The organism is Limnohabitans simekii (SeqCode) (genome assembly GCF_965234735.1).
Lineage (GTDB): Bacteria > Pseudomonadota > Gammaproteobacteria > Burkholderiales > Burkholderiaceae_C > Limnohabitans > Limnohabitans simekii.
The window spans coordinates 429,797-453,673 of record NZ_OZ248542.1; the positions used below are offsets into that span (position 1 = coordinate 429,797).

28 protein-coding genes and 1 tRNA gene are annotated in these 23,877 nt (G+C 51.0%); 20 read left to right on the forward strand and 9 right to left on the reverse strand.

The window, feature by feature from the left end; all coding sequences use genetic code 11:
• Positions 1–80: 80 nt before the first annotated feature.
• A complete protein-coding gene (locus AC8GFP_RS08680) occupies positions 81–1,043 on the reverse strand; it encodes a PaaX family transcriptional regulator (protein WP_506612252.1) in 963 nt (320 codons plus the stop codon).
• Positions 1,044–1,150: 107 nt separating this feature from the next.
• Here AC8GFP_RS08680 and paaA point away from each other — a divergent pair, with 107 nt between their 5' ends.
• The 7 genes from paaA (at position 1,151) to AC8GFP_RS08715 (ending at position 8,132) form a co-directional block, all read left to right on the forward strand.
• Positions 1,151–2,185, forward strand: a complete 1,035-nt coding sequence (paaA, locus tag AC8GFP_RS08685; protein WP_506612254.1) for a 1,2-phenylacetyl-CoA epoxidase subunit PaaA — start codon at positions 1,151–1,153, stop codon at positions 2,183–2,185.
• A 17-nt stretch (positions 2,186–2,202) separates the two neighbouring features.
• Complete coding sequence (gene paaB / locus AC8GFP_RS08690; RefSeq protein ID WP_506612323.1) at positions 2,203–2,484, forward strand: 1,2-phenylacetyl-CoA epoxidase subunit PaaB; 282 nt, start codon at positions 2,203–2,205, stop codon at positions 2,482–2,484.
• 5 nt (positions 2,485–2,489) lie between these two features.
• Entirely contained in the window at positions 2,490–3,278 is a 789-nt protein-coding gene (paaC, locus tag AC8GFP_RS08695; RefSeq protein ID WP_506612325.1) for a 1,2-phenylacetyl-CoA epoxidase subunit PaaC, read from the forward strand.
• 14 nt (positions 3,279–3,292) lie between these two features.
• Positions 3,293–3,895, forward strand: coding sequence for a 1,2-phenylacetyl-CoA epoxidase subunit PaaD (gene paaD / locus AC8GFP_RS08700; protein WP_506612327.1), 603 nt, complete (start codon positions 3,293–3,295; stop codon positions 3,893–3,895).
• Position 3,896: 1 nt separating this feature from the next.
• Complete coding sequence (gene paaE, locus AC8GFP_RS08705) at positions 3,897–4,985, forward strand: 1,2-phenylacetyl-CoA epoxidase subunit PaaE (RefSeq protein WP_506612255.1); 1,089 nt, start codon at positions 3,897–3,899, stop codon at positions 4,983–4,985.
• 12 nt (positions 4,986–4,997) lie between these two features.
• Complete coding sequence (gene paaZ, locus AC8GFP_RS08710; RefSeq protein ID WP_506612257.1) at positions 4,998–7,043, forward strand: phenylacetic acid degradation bifunctional protein PaaZ; 2,046 nt, start codon at positions 4,998–5,000, stop codon at positions 7,041–7,043.
• 129 nt (positions 7,044–7,172) lie between these two features.
• Positions 7,173–8,132 (forward strand): hypothetical protein, encoded by a 960-nt coding sequence (locus AC8GFP_RS08715; protein ID WP_506612259.1) that lies wholly within the window; start codon positions 7,173–7,175, stop codon positions 8,130–8,132.
• A 6-nt stretch (positions 8,133–8,138) separates the two neighbouring features.
• On the opposite strand, the gene AC8GFP_RS08720 is transcribed toward AC8GFP_RS08715, so the two are convergent.
• The 5 genes from AC8GFP_RS08720 to relB all read right to left on the reverse strand — a co-directional run bounded on the left by AC8GFP_RS08720 (position 8,139) and on the right by relB (position 10,469).
• The gene (locus AC8GFP_RS08720; protein ID WP_506612329.1) at positions 8,139–8,714 is read right to left on the reverse strand and encodes a TMEM165/GDT1 family protein; all 576 of its coding nucleotides are present in this window, start codon (positions 8,712–8,714) and stop codon (positions 8,139–8,141) included.
• A 108-nt stretch (positions 8,715–8,822) separates the two neighbouring features.
• Positions 8,823–8,899, reverse strand: a tRNA-Met gene (locus AC8GFP_RS08725).
• A 227-nt stretch (positions 8,900–9,126) separates the two neighbouring features.
• A complete protein-coding gene (locus AC8GFP_RS08730) occupies positions 9,127–9,594 on the reverse strand; it encodes a hypothetical protein (RefSeq protein WP_506612261.1) in 468 nt (155 codons plus the stop codon).
• Between the two features lie 394 nt (positions 9,595–9,988).
• Complete coding sequence (locus AC8GFP_RS08735) at positions 9,989–10,261, reverse strand: type II toxin-antitoxin system RelE family toxin (protein WP_506612263.1); 273 nt, start codon at positions 10,259–10,261, stop codon at positions 9,989–9,991.
• The gene (relB, locus tag AC8GFP_RS08740) at positions 10,245–10,469 is read right to left on the reverse strand and encodes a type II toxin-antitoxin system RelB family antitoxin (RefSeq protein ID WP_506612265.1); all 225 of its coding nucleotides are present in this window, start codon (positions 10,467–10,469) and stop codon (positions 10,245–10,247) included. The genes AC8GFP_RS08735 and relB overlap by 17 nt, the downstream gene beginning before the upstream one ends.
• 286 nt (positions 10,470–10,755) lie before the next feature.
• On the opposite strand from relB, the gene AC8GFP_RS08745 reads away from it, so the two are divergent.
• Together AC8GFP_RS08745 and AC8GFP_RS08750 are read left to right on the forward strand one after the other, a co-directional pair.
• Positions 10,756–11,115, forward strand: a complete 360-nt coding sequence (locus tag AC8GFP_RS08745) for a MerR family transcriptional regulator (RefSeq protein WP_506612266.1) — start codon at positions 10,756–10,758, stop codon at positions 11,113–11,115.
• Positions 11,112–11,516 (forward strand): PaaI family thioesterase, encoded by a 405-nt coding sequence (locus AC8GFP_RS08750; RefSeq protein ID WP_506612268.1) that lies wholly within the window; start codon positions 11,112–11,114, stop codon positions 11,514–11,516. The genes AC8GFP_RS08745 and AC8GFP_RS08750 overlap by 4 nt, the downstream gene beginning before the upstream one ends.
• 28 nt (positions 11,517–11,544) lie before the next feature.
• On the opposite strand, the gene AC8GFP_RS08755 is transcribed toward AC8GFP_RS08750, so the two are convergent.
• Positions 11,545–12,156, reverse strand: coding sequence for an outer membrane beta-barrel protein (locus tag AC8GFP_RS08755; protein WP_506612270.1), 612 nt, complete (start codon positions 12,154–12,156; stop codon positions 11,545–11,547).
• 363 nt (positions 12,157–12,519) lie between these two features.
• On the opposite strand from AC8GFP_RS08755, the gene AC8GFP_RS08760 reads away from it, so the two are divergent.
• The 6 genes from AC8GFP_RS08760 to AC8GFP_RS08785 all read left to right on the forward strand — a co-directional run bounded on the left by AC8GFP_RS08760 (position 12,520) and on the right by AC8GFP_RS08785 (position 16,858).
• Positions 12,520–12,987, forward strand: coding sequence for a DUF4188 domain-containing protein (locus AC8GFP_RS08760; protein WP_506612272.1), 468 nt, complete (start codon positions 12,520–12,522; stop codon positions 12,985–12,987).
• Positions 12,988–13,202: 215 nt separating this feature from the next.
• The gene (locus AC8GFP_RS08765) at positions 13,203–14,249 is read left to right on the forward strand and encodes a DMT family transporter (RefSeq protein WP_506612274.1); all 1,047 of its coding nucleotides are present in this window, start codon (positions 13,203–13,205) and stop codon (positions 14,247–14,249) included.
• 22 nt (positions 14,250–14,271) lie between these two features.
• The gene (locus tag AC8GFP_RS08770) at positions 14,272–14,640 is read left to right on the forward strand and encodes a hypothetical protein (RefSeq protein WP_506612276.1); all 369 of its coding nucleotides are present in this window, start codon (positions 14,272–14,274) and stop codon (positions 14,638–14,640) included.
• Between the two features lie 55 nt (positions 14,641–14,695).
• Complete coding sequence (locus AC8GFP_RS08775; RefSeq protein ID WP_506612278.1) at positions 14,696–15,481, forward strand: HupE/UreJ family protein; 786 nt, start codon at positions 14,696–14,698, stop codon at positions 15,479–15,481.
• Between the two features lie 15 nt (positions 15,482–15,496).
• On the forward strand, positions 15,497–15,847 hold the full coding sequence (locus AC8GFP_RS08780; RefSeq protein ID WP_506612280.1) for a DUF6488 family protein: 351 nt from the start codon (positions 15,497–15,499) through the stop codon (positions 15,845–15,847).
• A 510-nt stretch (positions 15,848–16,357) separates the two neighbouring features.
• A complete protein-coding gene (locus tag AC8GFP_RS08785; protein WP_506612282.1) occupies positions 16,358–16,858 on the forward strand; it encodes a DUF6803 family protein in 501 nt (166 codons plus the stop codon).
• A 644-nt stretch (positions 16,859–17,502) separates the two neighbouring features.
• Here the strand turns inward: AC8GFP_RS08785 and AC8GFP_RS08790 are convergent.
• Positions 17,503–17,940 (reverse strand): DUF6641 family protein, encoded by a 438-nt coding sequence (locus AC8GFP_RS08790; RefSeq protein WP_506612284.1) that lies wholly within the window; start codon positions 17,938–17,940, stop codon positions 17,503–17,505.
• A gap of 888 nt (positions 17,941–18,828) precedes the next feature.
• On the opposite strand from AC8GFP_RS08790, the gene AC8GFP_RS08795 reads away from it, so the two are divergent.
• Positions 18,829–19,764 (forward strand): tyrosine-type recombinase/integrase, encoded by a 936-nt coding sequence (locus AC8GFP_RS08795; protein ID WP_506612285.1) that lies wholly within the window; start codon positions 18,829–18,831, stop codon positions 19,762–19,764.
• Between the two features lie 147 nt (positions 19,765–19,911).
• On the opposite strand, the gene AC8GFP_RS08800 is transcribed toward AC8GFP_RS08795, so the two are convergent.
• The gene (locus tag AC8GFP_RS08800; RefSeq protein WP_506612287.1) at positions 19,912–20,754 is read right to left on the reverse strand and encodes a hypothetical protein; all 843 of its coding nucleotides are present in this window, start codon (positions 20,752–20,754) and stop codon (positions 19,912–19,914) included.
• 203 nt (positions 20,755–20,957) lie between these two features.
• Between AC8GFP_RS08800 and AC8GFP_RS08805 the strand changes: the two genes are divergently transcribed.
• From AC8GFP_RS08805 to AC8GFP_RS08820, 4 genes are all read left to right on the forward strand, one after another.
• Positions 20,958–21,788 carry a hypothetical protein gene (locus tag AC8GFP_RS08805; protein WP_506612289.1) on the forward strand — a complete coding sequence of 277 codons (831 nt, stop codon included), beginning with the start codon at positions 20,958–20,960 and terminating at the stop codon, positions 21,786–21,788.
• 123 nt (positions 21,789–21,911) lie between these two features.
• Entirely contained in the window at positions 21,912–22,661 is a 750-nt protein-coding gene (locus tag AC8GFP_RS08810) for a hypothetical protein (RefSeq protein WP_506612291.1), read from the forward strand.
• A gap of 2 nt (positions 22,662–22,663) precedes the next feature.
• Positions 22,664–23,245: a hypothetical protein gene (locus tag AC8GFP_RS08815; protein ID WP_506612293.1), complete on the forward strand. Its 582-nt coding sequence runs from the start codon at positions 22,664–22,666 to the stop codon at positions 23,243–23,245.
• A 377-nt stretch (positions 23,246–23,622) separates the two neighbouring features.
• On the forward strand, positions 23,623–23,877 hold a 255-nt coding region (locus tag AC8GFP_RS08820; RefSeq protein WP_506611397.1), incomplete at its 3' end, for a transposase.

Sequence of the window (23,877 nt, forward strand, 5' to 3'; positions counted from 1 at the left end):
GACGCCTTTGTACTTTTATTCACACGACAACAAAAACAAACACGCTTTCATCCAAAGCGTGCAGGGCATTATCGGTATTTTCAAACGGCCTGCGCGGTTCTGTTTTTCAGCACTTGGGCATCGGCACTCGGGGTCACGTCACCGGCCACCATCAAGTGCAAATCCAAGTGCCGCTCCGAGGCAGGCAACAAAAGGGCATACAGGCTTTTGAACAGCGCACGTGCTTTCGAGCCCAACCAACGCGCGGGCAACAAACTCGGTGGCAGCATCGGGTCGCGCAACAGCAAACGTCGAAAGTCATGCACCAACAAGACCCGCAACCAAAACGCTTGTTCATCGGTGCAGGCCTTGGTCTTGTGTTTTTTGCACCAGCGCTCAATGCCTTCGTAGGTGCCAACGAAGTGGCCGTAGTTGCGGTCGAGCTCGTTCAAATACCAAGCGGTTTTCACCACCTTGGCGGGTGCGTCCAACACACTGCCGGTGGGCGGCTTGCCAACCAGGGTGATCAAGCGGCCTTCCCACGCACCCAAACCGCCGATGCGCAAGTTGGTCATGACGCTGCTCAAGTCAGCGCTGGGGTGGATGAAGCATTGGTGGTTGATTTGCCCAAAGCCTTGCCAATAAAGGGCACGACGTAAAGGCTCCAGCGCCGTGGGGCTGTGGTTGCCCGTGACGATGATGCTGCGCCACTGCTTGTCCCAAGCTGCTGGTTGCGCGGCGTAAATGTGGCGCGAGGCTTCTTCCACCCGGCTGCGCCCGGTGCGGCTGAGCGCGTAGTTGCTGCGGTTGCCCACCGCTTTGGCTTGCAGCCAATCTTCTTGCACCAGCCGAAAGCAAGCCGTGCGGATCAGCCGCTCGTTCACTTGCAGCGGTGCCAACAGCTGGATCAGGCTGCCCATGGCCGCCACGCCGCCGCGCGGGTACAGGGCGTCGCCAAACACTGACACGATGAGCGGACCGGCTTGCTGGCGCGGCTGATCTTGCCAGCTGCGCAGGCGTTTGGGGATGGGGTTGGAAAGGCCTGGTTTTGAGGGGTTGGTCATATGGGTATTGGGTTTCAAACGTTTTTATGATACAGAAAAACAGATTTTCGCTGAAATTATGTATCACCGTGCTAATCTGCGCCTTCTTCTAGTGGAGCCCAGCCGCCATGTACACCCAGTCTTTCAACGTGCCCGATGGGGCCGCAACCGCCAAACCCGTGGCCGCGGTGCCCACTGCCGCTCAGCAGCAAGTGCTGGACGCCGCCCAAATCAAGTTTGACGCCGTCATTGATGCCGACGGCAAGATCGAGCCCAAAGATTGGATGCCCGACGCTTACCGCAAAACTTTGGTGCGCCAAATCAGCCAGCACGCCCACAGTGAAATTGTCGGCATGCTGCCCGAGGGCAACTGGATCAGCCGCGCCCCGAGCCTCAAGCGCAAAGCGATTCTGATTGCCAAGGTGCAAGACGAGGGCGGCCATGGCCTGTACCTGTACAGCGCCGCCGAAACCCTGGGCACCAGCCGCGACCAAATGCTGGACGCGCTGCACACCGGCCGCGCCAAGTACAGCTCGATCTTCAACTACCCCACGCTCACCTGGGCCGATGTCGGTGTCATCGGTTGGCTGGTCGACGGCGCGGCCATCATGAACCAGATTCCGCTGTGCCGCTGCTCGTATGGCCCCTACGCCCGTGCCATGGTGCGGGTTTGCAAGGAAGAAAGTTTTCACCAACGCCAAGGCTTTGAAGCCTTGCTGGCCATGATGCAAGGCACCGCCGCGCAACAAGCCATGGTGCAAGACGCGGTGAACCGCTGGTGGTGGAAATGCCTGGCCATGTTTGGCCCGCCCGACAGCGACAGCCCCAACAGCGTGCAAGGCATGCGCTGGGGCATCAAGCGCATCTCTAATGACGACCTGCGGCAAAAATTTGTGGACGCCACCGTGCCGCAAGCCCAGGTCTTGGGCGTGAGCTTGCCCGACCCCGACCTGAAATGGAACGAAGAACGTGGCCACCACGACTACGGCCAGATTGATTGGGACGAGTTTTGGGCCACGGTGAACGGCAACGGCCCGTGCAACAAAGAACGCTTGGCCACGCGGGTGAAAGCCCACGAAGACGGCCAATGGGTGCGCGAAGCCGCTTTGGCCCACGCGCAGAAAAAAGCCGCTCGCCAAGCTGCACAACAGGAGGCCGCATGAGCGATCAAGCACCCGCCATGAAAGAGTGGCCGCTGTGGGAAGTGTTTGTGCGCAGCAAACAAGGCCTGGAGCACAAACATTGCGGCAGCTTGCACGCAGCCGACGCACAGCAAGCCTTGCACATGGCGCGGGACGTTTATACGCGCCGCCAAGAAGGCGTGAGCATTTGGGTGTTGCCGTCAGCCGCCATCACGGCCAGCGACCCCGAAGACAAAGACACCTTGTTCGAGCCTGCGCGTGACAAGGTGTACCGCCATCCCACCTTCTTTGTGATTCCGGACGAAGTGGGGCACATGTGAGCGCGGTGGTTTCAACAGATGCAGCCGCCTTGGTGCTGCACCTGGCCGACAACGCGCTGATCTTGGCGCAACGCAATGCCGAGTGGTGTGGGCACGGGCCCATTCTGGAAGAAGACTTGGCGCTGGCCAACAACGCCTTGGATTTGATGGGCCAAGCGCGTTTGCTCTACCAACATGTGGCGGCGCTGCGTCAAGACGGCAGCGATGAAGACCGCTTGGCGTATTTTCGCGATGCGTACGAATTCAAAAACCACACGCTGTTGGAGTTGCCGCATTCCACCGCACTGGCACCCACGGCCAGTGGCGACCGTGACTACGCCGTCACCATCGTGCGCAATTTTTTGTACAGCAGCTTCATGGTGTTGGTGTGGGACGCTTTGCAACACGCCAACGACCCGCAGCTGGCAGCGATTGCCAGCAAGTCGCGCAAAGAGGCGCTCTACCATGTGCAACATGCACAAGATTGGCTGATTCGTTTTGGCGATGGCACCCTAGAGTCGCACCAGAAAGCGCAAGCTGCCTTGAACCATTTGATGCCCTACACCCAAGCGTTTTGGTTGTTGGGCGAGGCTGAAGCAGCGGCTTTGCAACATCTTGGCGTGGCGCACTTCAGCAGCTTGCAAAACGCCTGGCAAACCCAAGTGACCAGTGTCGTGGCAGAGGCCACACTTGCTATGCCAGCCGATGGCGGCTTTGTGCCGCAAGGCCATGCGGGTGTGCATTCCGAGCACTTGGGATTTTTGTTGGCCGAAATGCAAAGCCTGGCCCGTGCCCATCCGGATGGCGTGTGGTGAGTCTGTTGCCAGCCGTGAACCCGCACGGGCCACTCGATTTGCCGGATGCCGACCATCCGCACCATGCGCTGTGGCTGTTGCTGGAAAACGTGTGCGACCCTGAAATCCCGGTGGTGTCTTTGCGCGAGATGGGTGTGCTGCGCGACATCCGCGAGAGCGCCCAAGGTTTGCAAGTCATCATCACGCCCACCTACAGCGGATGCCCGGCCATGACGCAAATGCACGACGATGTGCAAGCCGCCTTGGCCGCAGCGGGTGTGCAAGCGCAGGTCTTGACACAACTCGCACCAGCGTGGTCCACCGATTGGTTGACCGATGAGGCAAGAGAAAAACTCAGGCGTTATGGCATTGCGCCGCCGAATGGCAATGCATCGCTGCATGGAAGTGCATCGCTGCACGGCCATGCATCTCAAACTGCTGAGGGTGCTGGCAGGGGCGGTGTTGTTTCCAACGTGGTGCTTTTCAGCCGCAGCACCTCACGCACAGACGATGTGGCCTGCCCGCAATGCAACTCCAGCAACACCACCGAGGTGTCGCGCTTTGGCTCGACCGCCTGCAAAGCCATGTACCGCTGTTTGGACTGCATGGAACCCTTCGACTATTTCAAACCGTATTGACATGAACACTTCCACCCGTTTCCATGCCTTGACCGTGGCCGCCGTGCGCCCCGAAGCAGGCGAGGCCGTGGTCATTCGATTCGCGGTGCCTGAGGCATTGCGCGATGCATTTGCTTTTCAGCCCGGGCAGTTCATCACGCTGCGTGCCGATGTGAATGGCGCGGATGTGCGCCGCAGTTATTCCATTTGCAGCACGCCGCAGTGGCTGGCGCAATCCGGCTTCGTGGAAGTGGGTGTGCGTGTGGTGCCCGATGGTGTGTTTTCCAACTGGTTGGCCACGCATGTGAAGGCAGGCAGCAGCTTGCAAGTGATGCCGCCCGATGGGCGCTTCGTGTCCAAGCAGCCCAAAGCGATTCACCGTGTGGGGTTTGCGGCGGGCTCGGGCATCACCCCCATTCTGTCCATCATGCTGCACAGCCTGCAAACCCAAGCGCACAGCAAATTTTCATTGGTGTATGGCAACAAAAACATGGCCTCGGTCATGTTCAACGAAACCTTGCAAGACTTGAAAGACCGCTACCCGGATCGCGTCACCTTGGTGCATGTGTTGTCGCGTCAATCGCAAGAAGCCGATTTGCTGGAGGGGCGGATTGACACCGCCAAAGTGCAGCGCTTGCTGTCAAGTTTGTTGCCGGCGAAAAGCATGGACGAGGTTTTTGTGTGCGGCCCCGAAGGCATGATTGAAACCACCTGCCAAGCTTTGATGGACGCTGGTGTGCCTGCCAACCGTGTGCATGCCGAACGCTTTGCGTCTGCCTCAACACCCGCCTCACCTCGCCAAGCCAACATCGCCAGCAAGCACACAGAGCCAGCCGTGGCGCTCACCCTGGTGCTTGATGGCAAAACGCATCACTTGCGCATGAATGCGGATGAACGCATCTTGGATGTTGCCTTGACGGCGGGCCTGGACTTGCCGCATTCCTGCAAGGGCGGTGTGTGTTGCACCTGCCGCGCCAAAGTCACGCAAGGCAGCGTGGCCATGGAGAAAAATTTCACACTGGAAGCATGGGAAACCGCGCAAGGCTTTGTGCTGTCGTGCCAGTCCAAGCCCACCAGCGCCGCCGTGACCCTGAGTTTTGATGAACGTTAAACAAAGACACCTATGACACACACCCTTCAAAGTTACATCGCTGGCCAATGGCTGGGCCAGCAATCTGCACAAACTTTGCGCAGCGCCATCAACGGTCAAACCGTGGCCACCACCCATGCCGAAGCCATTGATTTTGAGAGCGCGGTGCACCATGCACGCAGCGTGGGTTTGAACAACCTTATGGCCATGGATTTTCAAGAACGTGCCCAACGCTTGAAAGCCTTGGCCAAGTACTTGATGGACCACAAAGAAACTTTGTATGCCATCTCAGCGCATACCGGGGCCACGAAAGCCGACAGTTGGATTGACATCGATGGCGGTGCTGGCACTTTGTATGCGTATGCAGGCATGGGCAGCAACGAACTGCCTTCGGGCAATGTGATCCATGAAGGCCCTGCGTTTTCATTGGGCAAAAAAGGCGGCTTTGCGGGTACACACATCTTGGTGCCGCGCGGTGGAGTGGCAGTGCACATCAACGCCTTCAACTTCCCCGTGTGGGGCTTGTTGGAAAAATTCGCACCCAGCTTTTTGGCAGGCATGCCTTGCATTGGCAAGCCCGCCACCGCCACCAGTTACCTCACCGAAGCCGCAGTGCGTTTGATGTTGGATTCGGGCTTGTTGCCTGAGGGCAGTTTGCAATTGGTGATTGGCGGCACCGGCGATTTGCTCGACAGACTCGACGTGTCCGATGTCGTCACCTTCACGGGCTCGGCAGACACGGCTGCCAAGTTGCGGGTGCATCCCAACTTGGTGAAGAACAGCATTCCATTCAATGCCGAAGCCGATTCGCTCAACTGCGCCATCCTCGGCCCCGATGTCAGCCCGGATGACGAAGAGTTCGATCTTTTTGTGAAAGAAGTGGCGAAAGAAATCACCACCAAAGCAGGCCAAAAATGCACCGCCATCCGCCGCGCCATCGTGCCTGCCAAACACCTGGATGCCGTTGCTGAAAAGCTCATTGCGCGATTGTCGAAAACCGTGGTCGGTGACCCGTCTGTGGAAGGTGTGCGCATGGGCGCATTGGCCTCCCATGCACAACGCGATGACGTGGCTGACAAAGTGGCCTTGCTGAAACAACACGCCAAATTGTTGTTGGGTGGCAGCGCCGATGTGAAACTGGTGGGCGAGGGCGTGGACCAAGGGGCCTTCTTCGCACCCACCGTGTTGGTCTGTGACAAACCCCTCAGCACCTCGTCCGTACATGATGTGGAAGCCTTTGGCCCGGTCAGCACCTTGATGCCTTACGCGGATGTGGAAGAAGCCTTGGCGATTGCCAAGTTGGGCAAAGGCAGTTTGGTGGGCAGCTTGATCACGCGCGACCCCGCCGTGGCTGTGAAAGTGGTGCATGCGGCGGCGGCGTGGCATGGCCGCATGTTGATCTTGGACCGCGAAGCCGCGGTGGAATCCACAGGCCACGGCTCGCCCTTGCCGCAACTCAAACACGGCGGCCCTGGCCGCGCAGGCGGTGGCGAAGAGTTGGGTGGTTTGCGGGCGGTCACGCACTACATGCAGCGCACGGCGTTGCAAGGCTCACCCAGCATGTTGGCCGCCATCACCGGCGAATTCATGCGTGGTGCCAAAGTGAACGACACCCACTTGCACCCGTTCAGAAGTTATTTTGAAGAACTGCAAATTGGCGACTCCTTGTTGACCCACAGACGCACCGTGACCGAAGCGGATGTGGTGAACTTCGGCGGCATTTCGGGTGACTATTTCTACATGCACTTTGATGAAGAAGCCGCCAAAAACTCCGCCTTTGGCAAACGCATCGCGCATGGTTATTTCGTGTTGTCTGCGGCGGCGGGTTTGTTCGTGTCACCCGCCGTGGGCCCGGTCTTGGCCAACTACGGTTTGGACACCTTGCGCTTTGTGAAGCCGGTGGGCATTGGCGACACCATCCAAGCGCGGCTCACTGCGAAACGCAAAATCGACCGCCGCAAACGCGACGCCAACGGCGTGGGCCAAGGCGTGGTGGCTTGGGACGTGGAAGTCACCAACCAATTGGGTGAGGTGGTGGCCAGCTATGACATCTTGACCTTGGTGGCCAAAAAGACCTGAAGCGAGGCCCATGCTTTGGCGCTGGGTCAGACCAGCCTAAAGCCTTGGTACCGTGGGCAGGTAAGCCATTCGTACAACAAATCCCCCTTGTTCGCACGCTGGGAGCCATAAGCCTTTAAAGTGTTGCGGATGAAAAACCTCGCTGCTTTTTTACTCTGCTGTGTCCAAGGGCTGGCTTTTGCGCAAGACATGCCGCCACTCAAGAGCTGGGTTGACCAACACCCACAGTGGCGCGACAACAAAACCGAATTGGCCTACCTGTCGAACCGGTGTGCCAGTGCTTTTGATTTGGTTGGCAACCATTTCGCTGTTCATGCTGCACTGGATGAACAGCTTCGCAGTGCCAATATCTTTCTCAACCACAGCGATACCTATGTTCGGATTGGTTATTTTTTAACCATCAAACAAGGTTCTTCTGAAACCCAAGCGCTGGAGAACTACAACTTCATCAACAGCACCTATGCCAAGTGGATGAAAGACAACTTGGCGAACACGGGCGATGTCATGCAAGCGCCGTTGAGTGATGATGTGGAGTTGTGTTTGTTGCATTACCGCGCGGTTCAGATCATGGCTCGCGAGTTGGAGCTGGAATTCGCCACCAACAAACCTGCCACACCCGACATGATTCAAAACGTTGATAAAAAGTTGGACATGGCGGTTTTGCAAATCATTTGGACCTTCATCAAAACAGAGACTGCTGGGCCTTCAGACTTTCCGATGCCGCAAGTGGTGGTGGACGCCAGCTTGCCGCTGAACGCCCGTATGGTGTTTCAATACCCTTCGAATGACCAGCCCAACAACACATTGCAAATAGGCGTGTCACCGCGCACCTTGAGCGCTTGGAGTCGTGGCATGGTGAGTTGGGCCGCTGGGCACGAGCTGACCCACTATGCTTTTTTGATGCGCGACAACGGCTGGGTTCGGCAAGACAAATACCAAAGCAACACCAAGCACCACTGCAACCCCGATTTCATTCGCCTGACCACCTCCATTGCAGATTTGATTTCAGATGAACTCACCAATGGCAAAGACCGCTTGCGCATGTACTCCGAGGTGTTTCGCAGTTGCTCTCGGCACCCCGAGCAATAAGCGGTTTTAGAAAAAGTTTTTGCCAACGCCCAAGAGCGTGGCCACGCCCAGCACTGCAAATATCGCCGCTGCGATGGTGTGCACCAAACGCATGGGGATTTTGTCAGCCAGTTTGTTACCCACAAACACGGCGGGCACATCGGCAATCAGCATGCCCAAGGTGGTGCCCACCACCACCATCAGCGGCATGGCATAGTGCGCCGCCAAGGCGACGGTGGCGATTTGGGTTTTGTCACCCATCTCCGCCAAAAAGAAGGTGACGAAGGTGGCACCAAACACGCCCAGCTTGTGCGCCACTTCGGTTTCTTCTTCTTCAATTTTGTCGGGTATCAAGGTCCACACGGCCATGCCAATGAAGGACGCGCCCAACAACCAACGCAAGATGGACGGGTCCACCGCGTTGGTGATGTACGCACCCAAGGCACCGGCCAAGCCGTGGTTCAGAATGGTGGCCACCAAAATGCCCGCGATGATGGGCAGTGGTTTTTTGAAACGTGCGGCCAAGATGAAGGCCAGCAATTGGGTTTTGTCGCCAATCTCGGCCAGTGCCACCACACCGGTGGACACCAATAAAGCTTGCAAGGTTTGGGAGGAGAAGGAAAGGTATTCCAAGAGCGCTTTCAAAGGGCGATGGACGAGCCGAGAATGTTCATTGAAAAAGCCCTTGATGCGGACATCAAGGGCTTGATTTGGTGGCGCTTCACGGATTCGAACCGCGGACCTGTGGATTATGATTCCATCGCTCTAACCGACTGAGCTAAAGCGCCGAGCCGCAAATTATAGCGAGACTACGGTCTGGTCTATTGGGTAGTTTTTCAATGCAGCTTCAGCTTTGATTTTTCATTGACTGCCAGCACCCATGACAGCTGTGGTGACAGCAACACCAGAGGTCGTTGATATGCTGCTACTTGAACTGGTGCTGTTGGATCCAGCACCTCCGCCACCGCAAGCAACCAGCAACAGAGTCAATAAGAAGAATGAGATTTTCATGGCATCAAATCTTTTGGCAAACGCCAACTGTGTCGTTGTCAATAAATTGAATCAAATATGTATTTTTGCCATTCACAGGCAATACTTGAAATGATGGAAAGTGACCTGCGGTACCTGCTTTTTGAGAAACCAAAGCAGCACCCTCAAAATAGCCACCACTTACTTCAAACTCATAAGACATTGCTTCTAGTTTGGCTCCTTTAGGGTAATTTACAGTGTCAACTAGCTCAAGTTTATTGATTGATCCCACAATTGTTTTGTTGTCAAAGTTGATGATGCCCATGCCATCCAATGCTTGATCTCCGCTGGGCGTAACGCCTTTGCGAGTCATGTACATCGCAATACCGCATGAACCTGAAAGGGTAGGAGTGGACACCACAGCATTTGAAGTAGGTGTGAACGTGGACAAGCTTGCGCCCACGGCAAGTGCAATAGCTACAGAAGAAATATAAATGGGAAGTTTGAATTGCACGTTAGGTCCTTGGGTTGAAATAAGCAAACCCATTGTCATAGACAAGCTTCATTTATCAAAGTCCCAAAAATAGCTCATTTCAATCAGATATGTAAATAAATTTGATATGCAATGGCTTCTGAATGAATTTATTGCTGATAAACATCAGGCTGAATGAGGTCGCTGCAATAAGTGCATGTGAAAACTTAACTCGCGAGGCGATTAGTGGAAATGATTGACAGTTGAAATCTATATTGGATGTCGTTTCTTATGACTCTTACCCTGCGTCCAGCAACAGCTCGGTTGATCAGATGTCGGGTGAACCGACACTTCAGCATCAGGGTCTGAAGTTGATTGGCCGTGGTTGCTGGTTGGCTTTAATGAAAGTATTCCACGACGAAGTCAAGCCTACAAGTCAGCGCCTATATATTTCCTTGCGGTTACCAACCCGCAAGACCAAGATCACCAGTCGATCATCTTCTATGCTGGCAATGATTCTGATGTCACCCAATCGGTATTTCCAGAAGTCACCAAGCTCAGAACCTTTCAGGGCTTGACCAATACTCCTTGGATCTTTGACGCTTTGAAGTCTGGTTCTTAGAAACTGTATGACTCTGCGAGCTACTTGAGGGTCTAGTTTGCCAAGCTCTTTCTTGGCGGCTTCATCAATTTCAATTTGCCAAGCCAAGCTCTTGCTCCACAGCACTCAAGCTGTAAGTTTTGCTTTTGCCATTGCGAACTTTGGCAAGTCGCTTTTCTGCAAGATAGAGATCTTCCAGATCAGCCAAATGTTCAAGAATGGCCTCACGGGCGTAAAAACTCTTGGTGCGCCCAGTGGCTTTGGCTAACTTGTCAAGACGGGACTCGATATCTTCGGGAAGTCTCAGGGCTAACATGCACGTCTCCTAATTTGCTATACAAGTATATTTTGAATGCTTGAGCAAGGCAAATGAATCTATGGAGTTATCAAAACTCACATTCGACACCGTGCGGGGCAGGGTTGACACGAAGGAGGGGTGGTAAGGGGTGTCGTGTAAAACGACACTATGGTGTGGGGTTGGTATTGGTGGGTGAGGTCATGACGAGATGGGATTGCCACCATCAAATGAATTACTAGAAATGTCACATGTGTGTCACTGTTGTGAACGTTAGCGTAATGCTAATGTTGATAGACTTTTTTACATGAAAATTTCTGAGTTAGCCAAGAGAACAAATATTTCAACGCATCGCCTGCGACGGTATGAGGCGTTGGGGTTAATTAAATCAACCCGCTCAAAAAATAGCTATCGTGAATTTAGCGAAAGTGTTGTGCGTGAGGCTATTTTTATTAGTATGTCAAGGGAATGTGGATTCTCAATAAATTCAATAACTGATTACTTGCCAAGATTTAGAGCTGGAACTTTGACAGCTAAAGAAATGATAGAGGCAATAAGGCAAAGAATAAAAGAAGTAAATGAAGCTATCAATACTCAATTGGATCTTAGAACAAAACTTGAGGATCATATTGAATGGTTTAACAACAAAGCAAGGAAATCAAAATGAATGATAAAAAAGAATTTATTGAATCAATCAACTCAATGGCGGAATTCAATAAATGGTGCGGAATTAGTGTGTTGAGTGCTACTGAAGGCGCTGTTGAAATTCAAATTGAGTGGCGCAAAGAAATGGGGCAGTACTCAGGCTTTCTTCATGCAGGACTGATAGGTACTTTGATTGATACGGCTTGTGGATTTGCGGCGGCAACTATGGCAAGTTCAAATTTACTTGCTTCTAACTTTTCTGTAAATTGCTTACGTCCTGCTACTGGGGAGAAATTTATTGCCAGAGCTAGAGTCGTTAAACCAGGCAAACAACAATTTTTCACATCGTGTGATTTATTTTCAGTAACTGGTACTGAAGAAAAATTAGTAGCTAATGGTGAAACGTTATTGTGTGTTGTGTAACAGCGTCCAGTAACGGGACTGTGAATGATCAAAACTTCTTCGCCCAGCCCAATGTGATCATGCTCAAGTTGGGTGCAATGGCAGCGCCACTCTTGAAGCTGGCAAATTCTTTTTTATTGGTTGGCAGGCTTGCCCACTCAAGAGTGATCAAGTTGTCTTGCATGAATGTGTATCTGTATCCAAAGCCATAGCCTACGGATGAGAAATTGGGGGATGGCGACTTCACACCATCGGGGTCTGTTTTCATGTTGGTCCAGATCAGTTTGGCATATAAAAATCTGTTGTCCGTCAAATACATTCCAGGAGCAGCATAAAAGCCCCATTTGATTTTTTGGTCAATCTTTTCAGTGCCTTTGGTGAACACTGTGACATCAGTCCCGGTACTACCCTTCAGGTAATAGTCAATGTCATAAGTGCCACCAAGAAGCACAGAGTATTTGTCATTCAAGGGAAGTTCATATCCAGCATGAAGAATCACACTGGAGCCAGAGCCAAAGTTTTCAGTGGCAGTGGTCGTTTTCACTGACATGGTTTCATAGCTGGCGTCCACACCTATGTAGAACCCGCTGTGATTGTTTTCTGCATGGGCTGCAAAGTTAAACAGCATAAGGGGCGCAATTAGACTGAGTGGATATTTCATAATAAATTTCGCAAAGTGTATGGATCGACAAATTCTATCAATTTGGCTTGTAAATTGATCACGACACTTGCACGGCTTCCAGTAACGGGACGACTGATGGTGACGGTTCAGTCCGACCCTAAAGATACAGAATTGAAAACGCGTACAGGTCAAGCAGTGTGAAGTCTGCGTCCAGCGACGGCTCGGTTGAGAGATGTCGGTTTAACCCTTCCTTGTGCAGCTGGATAAAACACCCAGCAGAGGTCAAGCTGTGTGATGGATGCGTCACGCTTCAGTTGGATTGATTGATGCGGGTTCAATCCAGCAGGGTTATCTAAGTAGGTTTCTAAATGTAGTAATGTTGATGTGTCGATTGGAGGACATATGATTTACAAAGACCGAATGACAGCACGGATGGATGGTGATTTTGTCGTCTTCCTAATTGGGATGCGTATCAACAAGCCACTGGCATTTCACAAGTACTTGCCTGTGCTGAATGCGATGCCCAAGATGCTGACAGAGCTTTATACAAAACCAGAGTTGGGTTTGATACACCACGAGATGTGGTTTTCACGAACGATCATTTTGGTTCAATATTGGCGTTCAATGGAACTACTCATTGATTACGCAAAAAACAAAGACTCCGCCCATTTGCCAGCTTGGCAAGCATTCAACAAAGCTGTTGGCACGGATGGTAGCGTAGGCATATGGCACGAAACATACAAAGCAGGTCAGGGCACCTATGAAAATGTCTACGCCAATATGCCAGCCTTTGGTTTGGGTAAAGCTGGAACTTTGGTAGAAGCTAAGGGTGAGTTGAAGTCAGCGACCGATCGCTTTGCAAGCAAATAGTTGAAATACCATTATTCTTACAAATGGACAGTACTTCATGCTGAAGATAGGCAGTGGGATGGCAGCGTACGGCGACGGGACGATCAATAGATGTCGGGTGAACCGACACTACGGCAGCAGGGTAGCTGATTTCCTTTCTCAGGACATTAGCAGTACCTATTTCATTATCATGATGGTTATTTCGAAAAAAACTGTTAGGCATTGAGAATCTTCAGATGAACCGCTCTGGTGTTGTATTTGCATTATTGGCAGCATTCTTATTTGGTGCCAGTACACCCCTTGCCAAACTACTGATTGGCGACGTCCCGCCTGTGTTGCTAGGCGGCTTGCTCTACTTGGGGAGCGGTGTTGGTTTGAGTGTTTATAGACTTGTACGTGACAAATCATGGCATGCATCGGGCATGCAGGCTGGCGAATGGAAATGGCTCGCAGGTGCCATATTCTTCGGGGGAGTGCTGGGACCAGTTGCCCTGATGTATGGCTTGATCAGCACCTCGGGATCAACGGCTTCTTTAATGCTGAATTTGGAATCGGTGTTGACTGCAGTTATTGCTTGGGTCGTCTTCAAAGAAAACGCAGACAAGCGTATCGTTTTGGGAATGTTGGCTATCGTATTGGGTGGTGTTGTACTTACATTTCAACCTGACACGAAAGAAAGTGGTTCTTCATTGTTGGGCTTGTCAGCCATTGCCTTGGCATGCACATGCTGGGCAATAGACAACAATTTGACACGAAAGGTATCCGCCTCAGACCCAGTGTTCATAGCCAGCACCAAAGGTTTATTGGCTGGTATTGTGAATTGCACCATCGCTTTATTGATGGGCATGCAATTCCCAGAAATCCAAACAACTGTGGTCGCAATGACGCTGGGTTTGTGTGGTTATGGCATCAGTCTGGTGTTATTTGTCCTGGCACTCAGAGGGCTAGGTGCTGCCAGGACAGGCGCTTACTTTTCTACAGCGCCATTCATTGGTTCAGCGGTGGCACTGGTGTTTATGGGTGAAAGTGCCAGTACTGCTTTTTGGTTAGCTTCAGTGCTAATGGGACTGGGGGTTTGGTTGCACATCTCAGAAGTTCATGAGCATGAACATACTCACGAAGTGCTTGAGCATTCACATGCACACTCACATGATGAGCACCATCAACATGATCATTCTGATGGCGAAGTGTTCAGCGACAACCATGTTCACTGGCACAGGCATACAGCACTGAAACACAAGCATCCTCATTACCCTGACATTCATCATCAGCATTCCCATTGACTATCGTGCCAGGGAGTATTGGATGAATTTACAATTAGCGATGATCAGAAAAACCCGAGCGATCTTTTCGTTGCTTTTGTGCTTGAATTTATTTGCCATCAGTCTGTATGGCTGCCTGATCAACTTTGCAGACAACTTGCATATGATGACGACCCACCAAGTTGCCATTGACCATCATCACCATGACTCATTTTCATTACATATCGATCATGACGATGTCAATATGGTTCATCAACATACGGTTGATTATGTTCAAAATATCGCGGTGCTGGTTGATAACAACTTATCGACACCTCTCTTGAAAGTTAGCAGAGTTCATTTGCCTCAAATTGAACAACCTGCTTCTGCCCTTATCGAGGGTCCATTCAGACCCCCGCAATTGCCCGCTTGATCTCGAGTCCAGATGAGCAATTTGCCGTCTGTTTATTGATTTCAAAAGGGTCGTTATGAAATTGAACTTTTCATTCATGAAGGGCGGTTTACTGCTCTTACTGATGCCATTGCTTGCGTTTGCACATGGCATCAGCGAAGCGGACAAGCAACGGATGTTGGATGGCGGCTATATGCAGTATGTGGGACTGGGTGCCAGTCACATGCTCACAGGCTACGACCACTTGCTGTTTTTGCTGGGCGTGGTGTTTTTCTTAAGCACTTTCAAAGACATTGTGAAGTTTGTGACTGCCTTTACTGTGGGTCACTGCATCACCTTGGTTTTTGCAACCTTTTTCCATATCACTTGGAACTTTTGGTTGGTTGACGCCATCATTGCAGTCAGTGTGATCTACAAAGGTTTTGACAACAACGGCGGTTTTCAGAAGCATTTCAATATGTCTTCACCGAACCTGCTTGGCATGGTTTTCGCCTTTGGCTTGTTACACGGCTTTGGCTTATCCACTCGTTTGCAGCAACTTCCACTTGGTGAAGATTCGTGGCAAATGTTGCTTCGCATCCTGAGCTTCAATGTAGGTGTTGAGCTTGGACAAATTGCCGCACTGATTGTCATGGTGGGTGTACTTGCAATATTCAGAAAATCAAAGTCTTTTTTGCGATTCAGCTATTTTGCAAATTTGGGATTGATTGCAGCAGGCATATACCTGTTGTTTGTTCAATTGCATGGTTACCAGCACGACACAAACGCAGAGCTTTTCCGATTCCCTGTTCAAGAGCATATTCATATCCACGAGGATATGGAAATTCAAAATGCAACAACTTCACCTCGAAATTCACTTTAATTCAAAGGAAAAAACATGAAAAATATTATTCAGATCTTGACATTGGTGTTAGCCATCACATCTTCTCAATCAGTCATGGCGGGTGGTGGTGAGGATTGCCACTTTCACGGTAGCAAGCCGGCAGCCAAAGAGACAGTTCTCAAGTGTGCCGATCAGCGAGTTGAAAAATTGATTGCTCGCGGCAAGCTAGATGCCGGTTGGAAAGCCATCACTCCTGAATCCATCGCTCCAATCGATGGGGAAAAAGGCAAAGAATGGAAAATCGTCATTAAAAACCCAACTGCCTCTGACAAGACAAAGGCAACTTTGTATTTGTTTTTTGCTGAAAATGGTAACTTCATTGCAGCGAATCACACAGGAAAGTAAGTAGCATTGAAACCAGGACAACTAGGGCGAAAGTTGCCCTGGTTTGTTTGAGTTAGGTTTAAGAATTCAATAGGAGGTAATTTGCTCTCAATATGGACAGAATAAGTTGGTGTCCACTAGAATGGCTTATGCGTATGTGGTGCTTGACATTGTGTTTTAGTTTGATCAGTGGTTTATTCCACGCATCTGCCATGCCATTGGAATCCTTGTCAACGTCACCAGTTGGGTCTATGACTGCTGAAAGCCACACGGCATGCCACGAAGCACAAGACACCAGCCACCAAAAATCTTGTCATATCACTGGTCATTTGTGTTGCCTAGGCTTCACCACATTAGCAAGCCACAAGCCGCAATCTGCATTGCATTTGAATCACACGTGGAATCCAGTTTTTCGAACATTGCTTCTTCAAGAACATCCATTCAAGCAGTTCAAACCTCCCAAGCGTCCTTTCCAAATCTAAAAAAACATCTTGCCCCTTTGAGGGCTGTTATCTTTGATTGGAGAATTTGATGAACATGACGCATTACATGGAGTTGTTGGCTGTCAACCAACCTTGGAACTTATTGATATTCATGGCCATTCCGATAGTGCTGGCGGAAACGCTGGCCATCAGCGAGTTGTATCTGCTGTCCACACGCAACTACACGGGCTGGGTCAATAGCTTGAACCGCATGGCAGGAATCACTGTGGGTTTGTATTTCATCGGGGTGATTGTGTATCTGATGAAAACCGCCGTGTTGCCCATCACCCAAGCAGGAGAGTGGCGAACCATCATTGATGTGATTGCGGTGGGCACTTATTTGATTGGCGGCCTGCCACTCATCTACATCGCTTTTCAGGAATTAGGATGGGTCAACACAAAAGCGACAGATGAGTCCAAGCGTCATACACATGCCATTTGTGTGGCATTGTTTTTGGTGTTCGGACATATCGCAATGATTGCTGGCATGTTAGATCCCTCATTGCTAGGCTATGTGCCTGAAGGCATGTCAGAGATGCACAACCATTGACAGTTTGAAGTTCGGAAATGGTGTCTTATCTCAAGACACCATTTCTTGTTTAAGGCAACCATTTCCACTATGCCTGTCGTGACCAAGCTTGAGGTTTTGCTGTCGCAGCAGTATTTGCCACAAAAGCCCCGCTTTTCGGCACGATAGACGAATTTGCCGTTGTGGTAGTTGTCACAGGCATTCGGGGGGCAAGTGCTTGCTGACGCTGGGCTAGGCTCTGAGCCTGTGGGTTGGCAGCTGGGGGTTGACTGGGCTTGGCGCTGGGGTTCTCTGGGGGTGGGGCTTTCTTGGGTGGGGGTGTCTTGGGGGAGGGCATGGGTGCAGCTGATCTGCTTTTGCCTTTGCGACCACCCCGAGGTTTCAGCTTGGCCTTGGCTGCTTTGGCCTGCTCAGCTTGTGCTTGTTGCTGACGCTGGGTTTCAATGGCCTGCCAAACACTGTCACTGACCAAGCGCCACAAGGCCATTTGATCTTCGGCACTGGCAATTTCATTGATACGCATCCCCGACTCCTTTTCTTTTATTTATCAGAAAAGTACTCAGGGCATATTCAAAAACCTAGGCCGTGCGGTTCCAGCCCGGGTTCCGGGTGTCGGTTCAACCGACACTGCGTGAACAGGCCTGAATTTCAATCAGGCCTGATGTTTACTTGCCAAAGCCCTCCCGCAGCTTGTTGCTGGCAGACTCAATTTGGGTGTCAAGCTCTCCGGCTTCCACTGCCCGCTTGAGCAGCTCCAAAGTGGGAATCAAGTCTGTTTGTGCAGCAACTTCTATGGTGCTTTTGCCCTTGGCAATCTCAACCACCTTCGCACCATATCTGACATTCAGTGCAATCTTGCCGTTGTCCCCATTCCACCACCAAGCGCGAACACGCTTGGGCAGCTCGATGCTGCGACGCAAGCCATCTTGATCTGTCACAGTGCGAAAGCGTGTGGTGGTGAATTCTTTGCCTTCCAAGTGGGCTTGTGCCAGTTGGATCTGCTCCCACAATTTCTTGCACAGCTTGTTGCGGCGCTGTGCTGCGGGATTCATCACCTGTGACTTTTTGCTGGTACTCAGCTTGAGAGTTGCGATTGTGCTCATGTCATTTGCTCCTTGTTTGTTAATGACAAAAACAACTTTAGTTTCGACCAGCATTTCTGGGCAACCACGATGTCATGGAAACCCGAAAGACCTCTGGGACTTTGCCCAAAATCACATAAAAATCACCAGATTTTCAATAGCTTTTATTTGGTTCAGCTAAATAAACATGACAGGCAAATCAAAGAACTGGATTTGTGCTGCCATTTATTACTACCGAAACAAAGAGCCGCGTCACTCAGTCGTACTTGACGCCCTAGACCTGGACATTGGTGTTCGCAGGGACGGAAATTCTGAGCGGTAGCAGAGACTTGTTGTCACTACCCGTTGAGGATGCTGTTGGGAGTTGCTGACCAATTGACACAAGAATCTATTCAAGCACCAAGGTGATGGACTCAATGTCCATGCACCACGAGCAAGCCCTGCCTACACAGCAACTTGCAAACCCTGCGGCCAGTTGGCACTTCGGCTGTCGCAGACTGTTGCGTTTCATTAGCAGCACATAAAAGGAGACCGCGAAACCGCCCTTGCCTAATTAGGTTGTGCTGAAGTGCTGTGGTAACGAACTCAGCGAAAGAGTGTTGCCCAAAAAACTGAGCCTGTGTGCACAAGGCTCAGTGTGGGTTGAATCTAGCGAAAGCCCTTGAACACCAGTCACAGTTTCAAGCATCAACACAATATCAAATTAAATTGACAATTCAAACTCTAGTATCAAATAGGAAATAAATGTGCTGAAACAAATCCTTGAGCGATCAGCGAAAAGGGATTTGTGAAAGCACAAGCGAGCTGCAAGGCTCGCTATCAATACACCATGAATGGATTCAGCAATTTTACAAATGGCATCGTGCGAGTTCAGTTATGTAACCTCAGGAGTGGTTAAAAATCACCACCATGAAAAGTCAAGTACTGGGTGCTAATTTTTCGCAGCTGAAAAAATTATCAATGCAGACCCCATTTGGGCAAACAGCAGCTGGGTCAAATCAGCCCTACAGCGCAAGATCGCTTGAGCCCAGCACCCCGAGCTACCCAGCTGATCAAAAACTGCTTGTAGGGCTGCTAAATACATCGTGGCGTAACAGCCACGAGTTATCCACAGACGCTCATACTAAAACCACATCAAATCGTGATTTCATGAGGTTCTTGCGTAACGCATTGATTTCATTGACCCGAAGTTGTTTCGGGTTTCAGGTTGTCCAGACCATATCAAAGAAAACAAACTGTAGCTCTGTATTTATTACTTTTAGGAGCACTGAAATGAAACAAGCAAAAACACTCACAGCTGCTGAATTGCGCCGTGTAACTGATTCCATAGCCACAAGAGCACATGCAGCCCGCAACAGAGCCATGCTGATGATGACCCATTTGGCAGGACTTCGCGTGGGAGAAGTTGCCCAACTCACTTGGACGGATGTGATCAACGCAGAAGGGCGGGTGCGCGAGGAGGTACGTTTGAATGCCGATCAGACCAAGGGCAGACATCCACGCACTGTTTACATCAGTCCCAAGCTGCAAAAGGAATTACAAACCTATGCCAGTTCAATCAAGCAGCGCGAAGACTCAGCTGCGTTCTTTTACACCCAGAAACACCCACGCAGAGGCTTTACGCCCAACACATTGGCTCAGCACTTCTTGAACATGTATCGCGTGGCTGGCATTGACGGTGCCAGTAGCCACAGTGGTCGCAGGACGTTTGCAACTTCGCTCAGCAGCCGAGGAGCCAGCATCAGGGTGCTGATGAAAATCCTAGGACACCGCAACATATCGACCACTATCGGATATGTGGATGCCAGCGACGACATGCTGCGCCGTGCGGTTGAGTTGGTGTAAAACTCGCAGCGTCACTCAAGACTCAACATCACAAGGGGCACAACACCAAGTGTCGGTTCGCCCGACACTTGATGACGGGGGGCAGCCCTTATGCTGTCCGGACTCCAATTGGCGGACTTGCAATCCACCAGCCCAAACAAGCACGGGTCAGAACAACAGGCCTTGGTGCTTGAATGATGGTTCTGCTGACACCATGCCCACCGCACCAGTACACCGTATTACCTGACTTCTGGCGTACATGGACTCCTCCAATGAGTGGGAAGTTAGATGTGGCAATAAGTCCACGGCTTGCAACTCAAGGCATTGCTGATCATTGGACAAGGCCTCTTTGCAGGGAAACTTGTCGATGGCGGCATATTCAGAAATGTTTGCCGCCCATGCTCTGTGCCGAACCACCATGGCCACTAACAATCGTCGCTCATGATCTTGGCTGGAGTTCATGCGTCGACCCGTGGGCTCGACCTTGCCAATGAATCTGTCAACCAGCATGGCCTCTGCACCCAATCGCCAAAGTTCTGCCTCGGGGTAGTTTTTAATCAGGTAGGCAAGGTAGACATCACGCCAGAGGTTTTTCTGCACCACTGGCGTCAATCGCACGCCTAGGTGATCTTCACTGTCTGCCCTGACTTTGACAGCTGACGGCACCATGGAGGCAATCATGGCCAAAAGCTCCAGCTGCGGCATGGCATTACGTCCATACGGAAAGCGGATAAACAAATCCGACTGATGCCCGACCATAAGCGTTTGAGCAGAGACTATCTCCGGCATTCGGCTCGGAGCTTTGATGCGCACACTGCCTGCACCTGCCACCCAGTCCTCAAAACTGGTTTGGTGTACATCACGGTACTTGTTGACACAGGCAAGCACTTTTGCACCGTGCCGGTTTAGCTTGATGCTCTTACTGCCCAAGCTACGCAGGCTGTGCAAGCTGCCTGCTGCGTAACTGGGGCTCAAGCGCAGGTAGTTATAGAAAAGTCGCGCGGAGGTCATTGCAGCGACCCAATGCCGTTTGGTTGACCGAGCAAGCCCAGTCAGGAGAGTTGCCACCATTGCCAATACCCCTTTCACAGATTTACTAACTTTTTTCGTTAACCCTTTTTGTATGTATTCACGGGCTGTACCAAAAGCTGAAATCGGGGGGTGGCCATCATGGTGATTGCCGCACTTTCAATTCACATTTTTTGGAGAACTTCATGAGTGATCAAACCCAAGCCACCGAAGCAACAGCTTTGGCTGCGGCAGTTCCAGCAGTGGAACGACCCAGCACATTTGCCATAAATATCGGCAATCTTTTGACAAAAGGCAACCCCGAGCAATCTATTGGCGAAGCCATAGACACGCTGGTAACACAGCGTGTTGAATGGGAGAGCAACGAGCTGGCATCGGCCAACGATGGCCTTTACGCCCTCTTGCAGCACTGCTATTCGCTTAACAACGCCATGTCCGGCACGGGAGTTGCGGCCAAAGGTCTCAAAAAAGGGCTGGCTAACTACATTGACACCAAGGGGCTCAAGTTCACAGATGCCACGCCCTTGATCACAAAAATCGTCAAATGCGTCTTTGGCGTAGACCGCCGCCGCGTCAGTGCCTACGCCTCTGCTCTCAAAGTGGCCATTGCAGAAAAAAAACAAGTAATGGAACTGCCAAAGTTTTTTCGGGACAACGGAGGCATCGAGGAAGTCCGCCGCAGCAGCACCGCCAAGCCCAAATCCGTCAAAGACAAAGCAGCTTTGGGCCGCTCTGTGCTGGAAGGTGATGTCTTGGCCACTGTGTCAGGCGATTCGCTAAACGCCAACTATTCCACCGAAAGCCTTGAAGAAGGAGTGGTGCTGCTGGCCACACGAGAGGACGATGGCACTTTTGCTGTGCGCAAGGTTGTGCAAAACAAATCGGTGATCAATAGCGCATTGGCAACCTTTGCCAGTGTCGGCGCAGAGCAAGAAAAAGCTCGCGTGCTGCAACAAGAGCAAGACGCAATGGACGAGCAACGGGCAGCGGCACGAGCAGCTTTGAAGGCAGCTTAAACAAATTCCTGCAACAGATCTGACTAACTACCTATTCAGTTAAATGCACAGATAAATGTCTTCAACCCTTGAGTGATCACGCCAGCGTGGTCACTCCCTTTTTTAATTGATGGAGATTGCACCATGTCACTAACCAGCATTAACTCAGTCAAAGTCATTGCACCACGATGTCTGAACGACTTTGCACTGCAACAAAACAGTCGCTTCAAATTGGAAAGCATCTTGGATGCCACACTGTCATTTCCTGACAACGGCGTCAACGGCATCGTCTTGCACGGACTTTATGGCACTGGAAAAACCACTATGGCCAATTTGTTGCCCGGCTTGATTGAGACCGCCAAATCAGACCCAAATGCGCATGCAATACCCATTGGCGATTTGTCAGACACCACAAATCCCGCGCAAAGCTACCACCCCTGCATCCAAGGTCAAAACGGTGTGGGCTTGATCAACAGCATCCAAAACGCCACCAGCTTTGTGTCATGGAACACCAGTGGACTGCACTATGTGATCTTGGATGAAGTGGATTTGCTGACCGATGCAGCCAAGGCTTCTTTCAAGGCTTTGATGAACCGAACCAATGTGGCGTTCATCATGACCACCAACCACTTGAATGAAGTTGACCCAGGGGTGCAAAACCGCAGTGTGCTGGTTGACATGAATGCGCCACCGGCACAGCACTGGCGTCCCATTCTTCGTCGTATCTACACCCAGTCAGGATTGGTGGCACCACCAGACGCAACGTTGGACCAAGTAGTGCAAGCTGGTAGAGGTTCGGCAAGGTCAATATTTAGCGATGTGGTCATGAGCGCCAACCAAGCTCGTAAAGCTGGCCAATCCAATGTAATCAAAATTTCAAATATCCGGAGCTGATCATGAAATACCCACAAGGCTATATTTTTTTAAAAGACAAAACAAAGCTTCCGCCAATGGAAGTGCTTGAGAAAAGATTTCCAGCAGGCGCTGACATTTATGTTCGGGGGGTCAGCAAAGCATCCAAAGTCTTAGATGACCGAATTGTTTTACTTGAAGAGCTGCATCGTTACGCGATGAAGAAAAGCGATTACCAGATGCAAAGTGTCGTCTTTTGTGGCACTGGGGTAAGCGATTTCTTTTTGATGTCCAATTCAAGCAATATTCTGAAAGTTTATTGGATTGACTCATCTGAGCAGGCAAAGCAGATCAAACAATTGTCAAGTTACATAAACTGCGCGACGCAATTGGATCTACACATTACCAATGTGCGGGAAATCTACAGCACATTGACAAACTACATTTACTCAAAAACAGGTCACACATTGACTGGCGATGCGGATATTGAACGATTCTTTTCTGGTCGAGACTGGGGCGCTACCACCGAGGCAGAAATCCACATCCGCCAAATCGCCAAGAACGAAACACGTGCCGGTGTGCTGCGACGCTTTGACCTAGAAAACGAAGCGGAAACATTGCCCTAATTTATTTTGTTAACCACTTTTGGAAATCTTGTTGGCTTTCGTTGGATGGTTGTAAATTCACCAGAGCCCAAGATTTCCAGACCACTTGAAAATGGCAGCCCAATTTTTTCCCACGCAAATACCCGGTTCAAGCAAGCCCAACAGCAGGTTGAAGCTAAACACCCAAGGCGTCTCGCGCCATCGGCACAGAAATTGACTACTTACTGCGGCGATTTGACTCGCTGCATGAGCTGGCTAAGGCTCAGTAAAGAATACAAAAGGCATCCAAATTAAATTGGGTGGATTCAAGCACGAAGTGCAACTTTGATTAACTAATGGTTAGGTGGCTGAGAATGTTTAGCATTCAAAGCTTCTTGACCTGGCAGTCGAAGTTGCTTATGACCTACAAACACCTCAGCCAAGCTGAAAGATATCAGATTCATGCCCTTATGAAAGCCGGACACGATCAGTCTCAAATAGCCAAACTGCTGGACCGGCACAAGTCCACCATCAGTCGGGAGTTGAGCCGCAACACTGGCTCTCGAGGTTACCGCCCCAAGCAGGCTTGTGAGATGTCTGCTGATCGAGCGCAGAACAGCCGTAACGCCAATACGGTGCCAGCTTGGGTGAATGACCAAGCGCAGTTGCTGCTG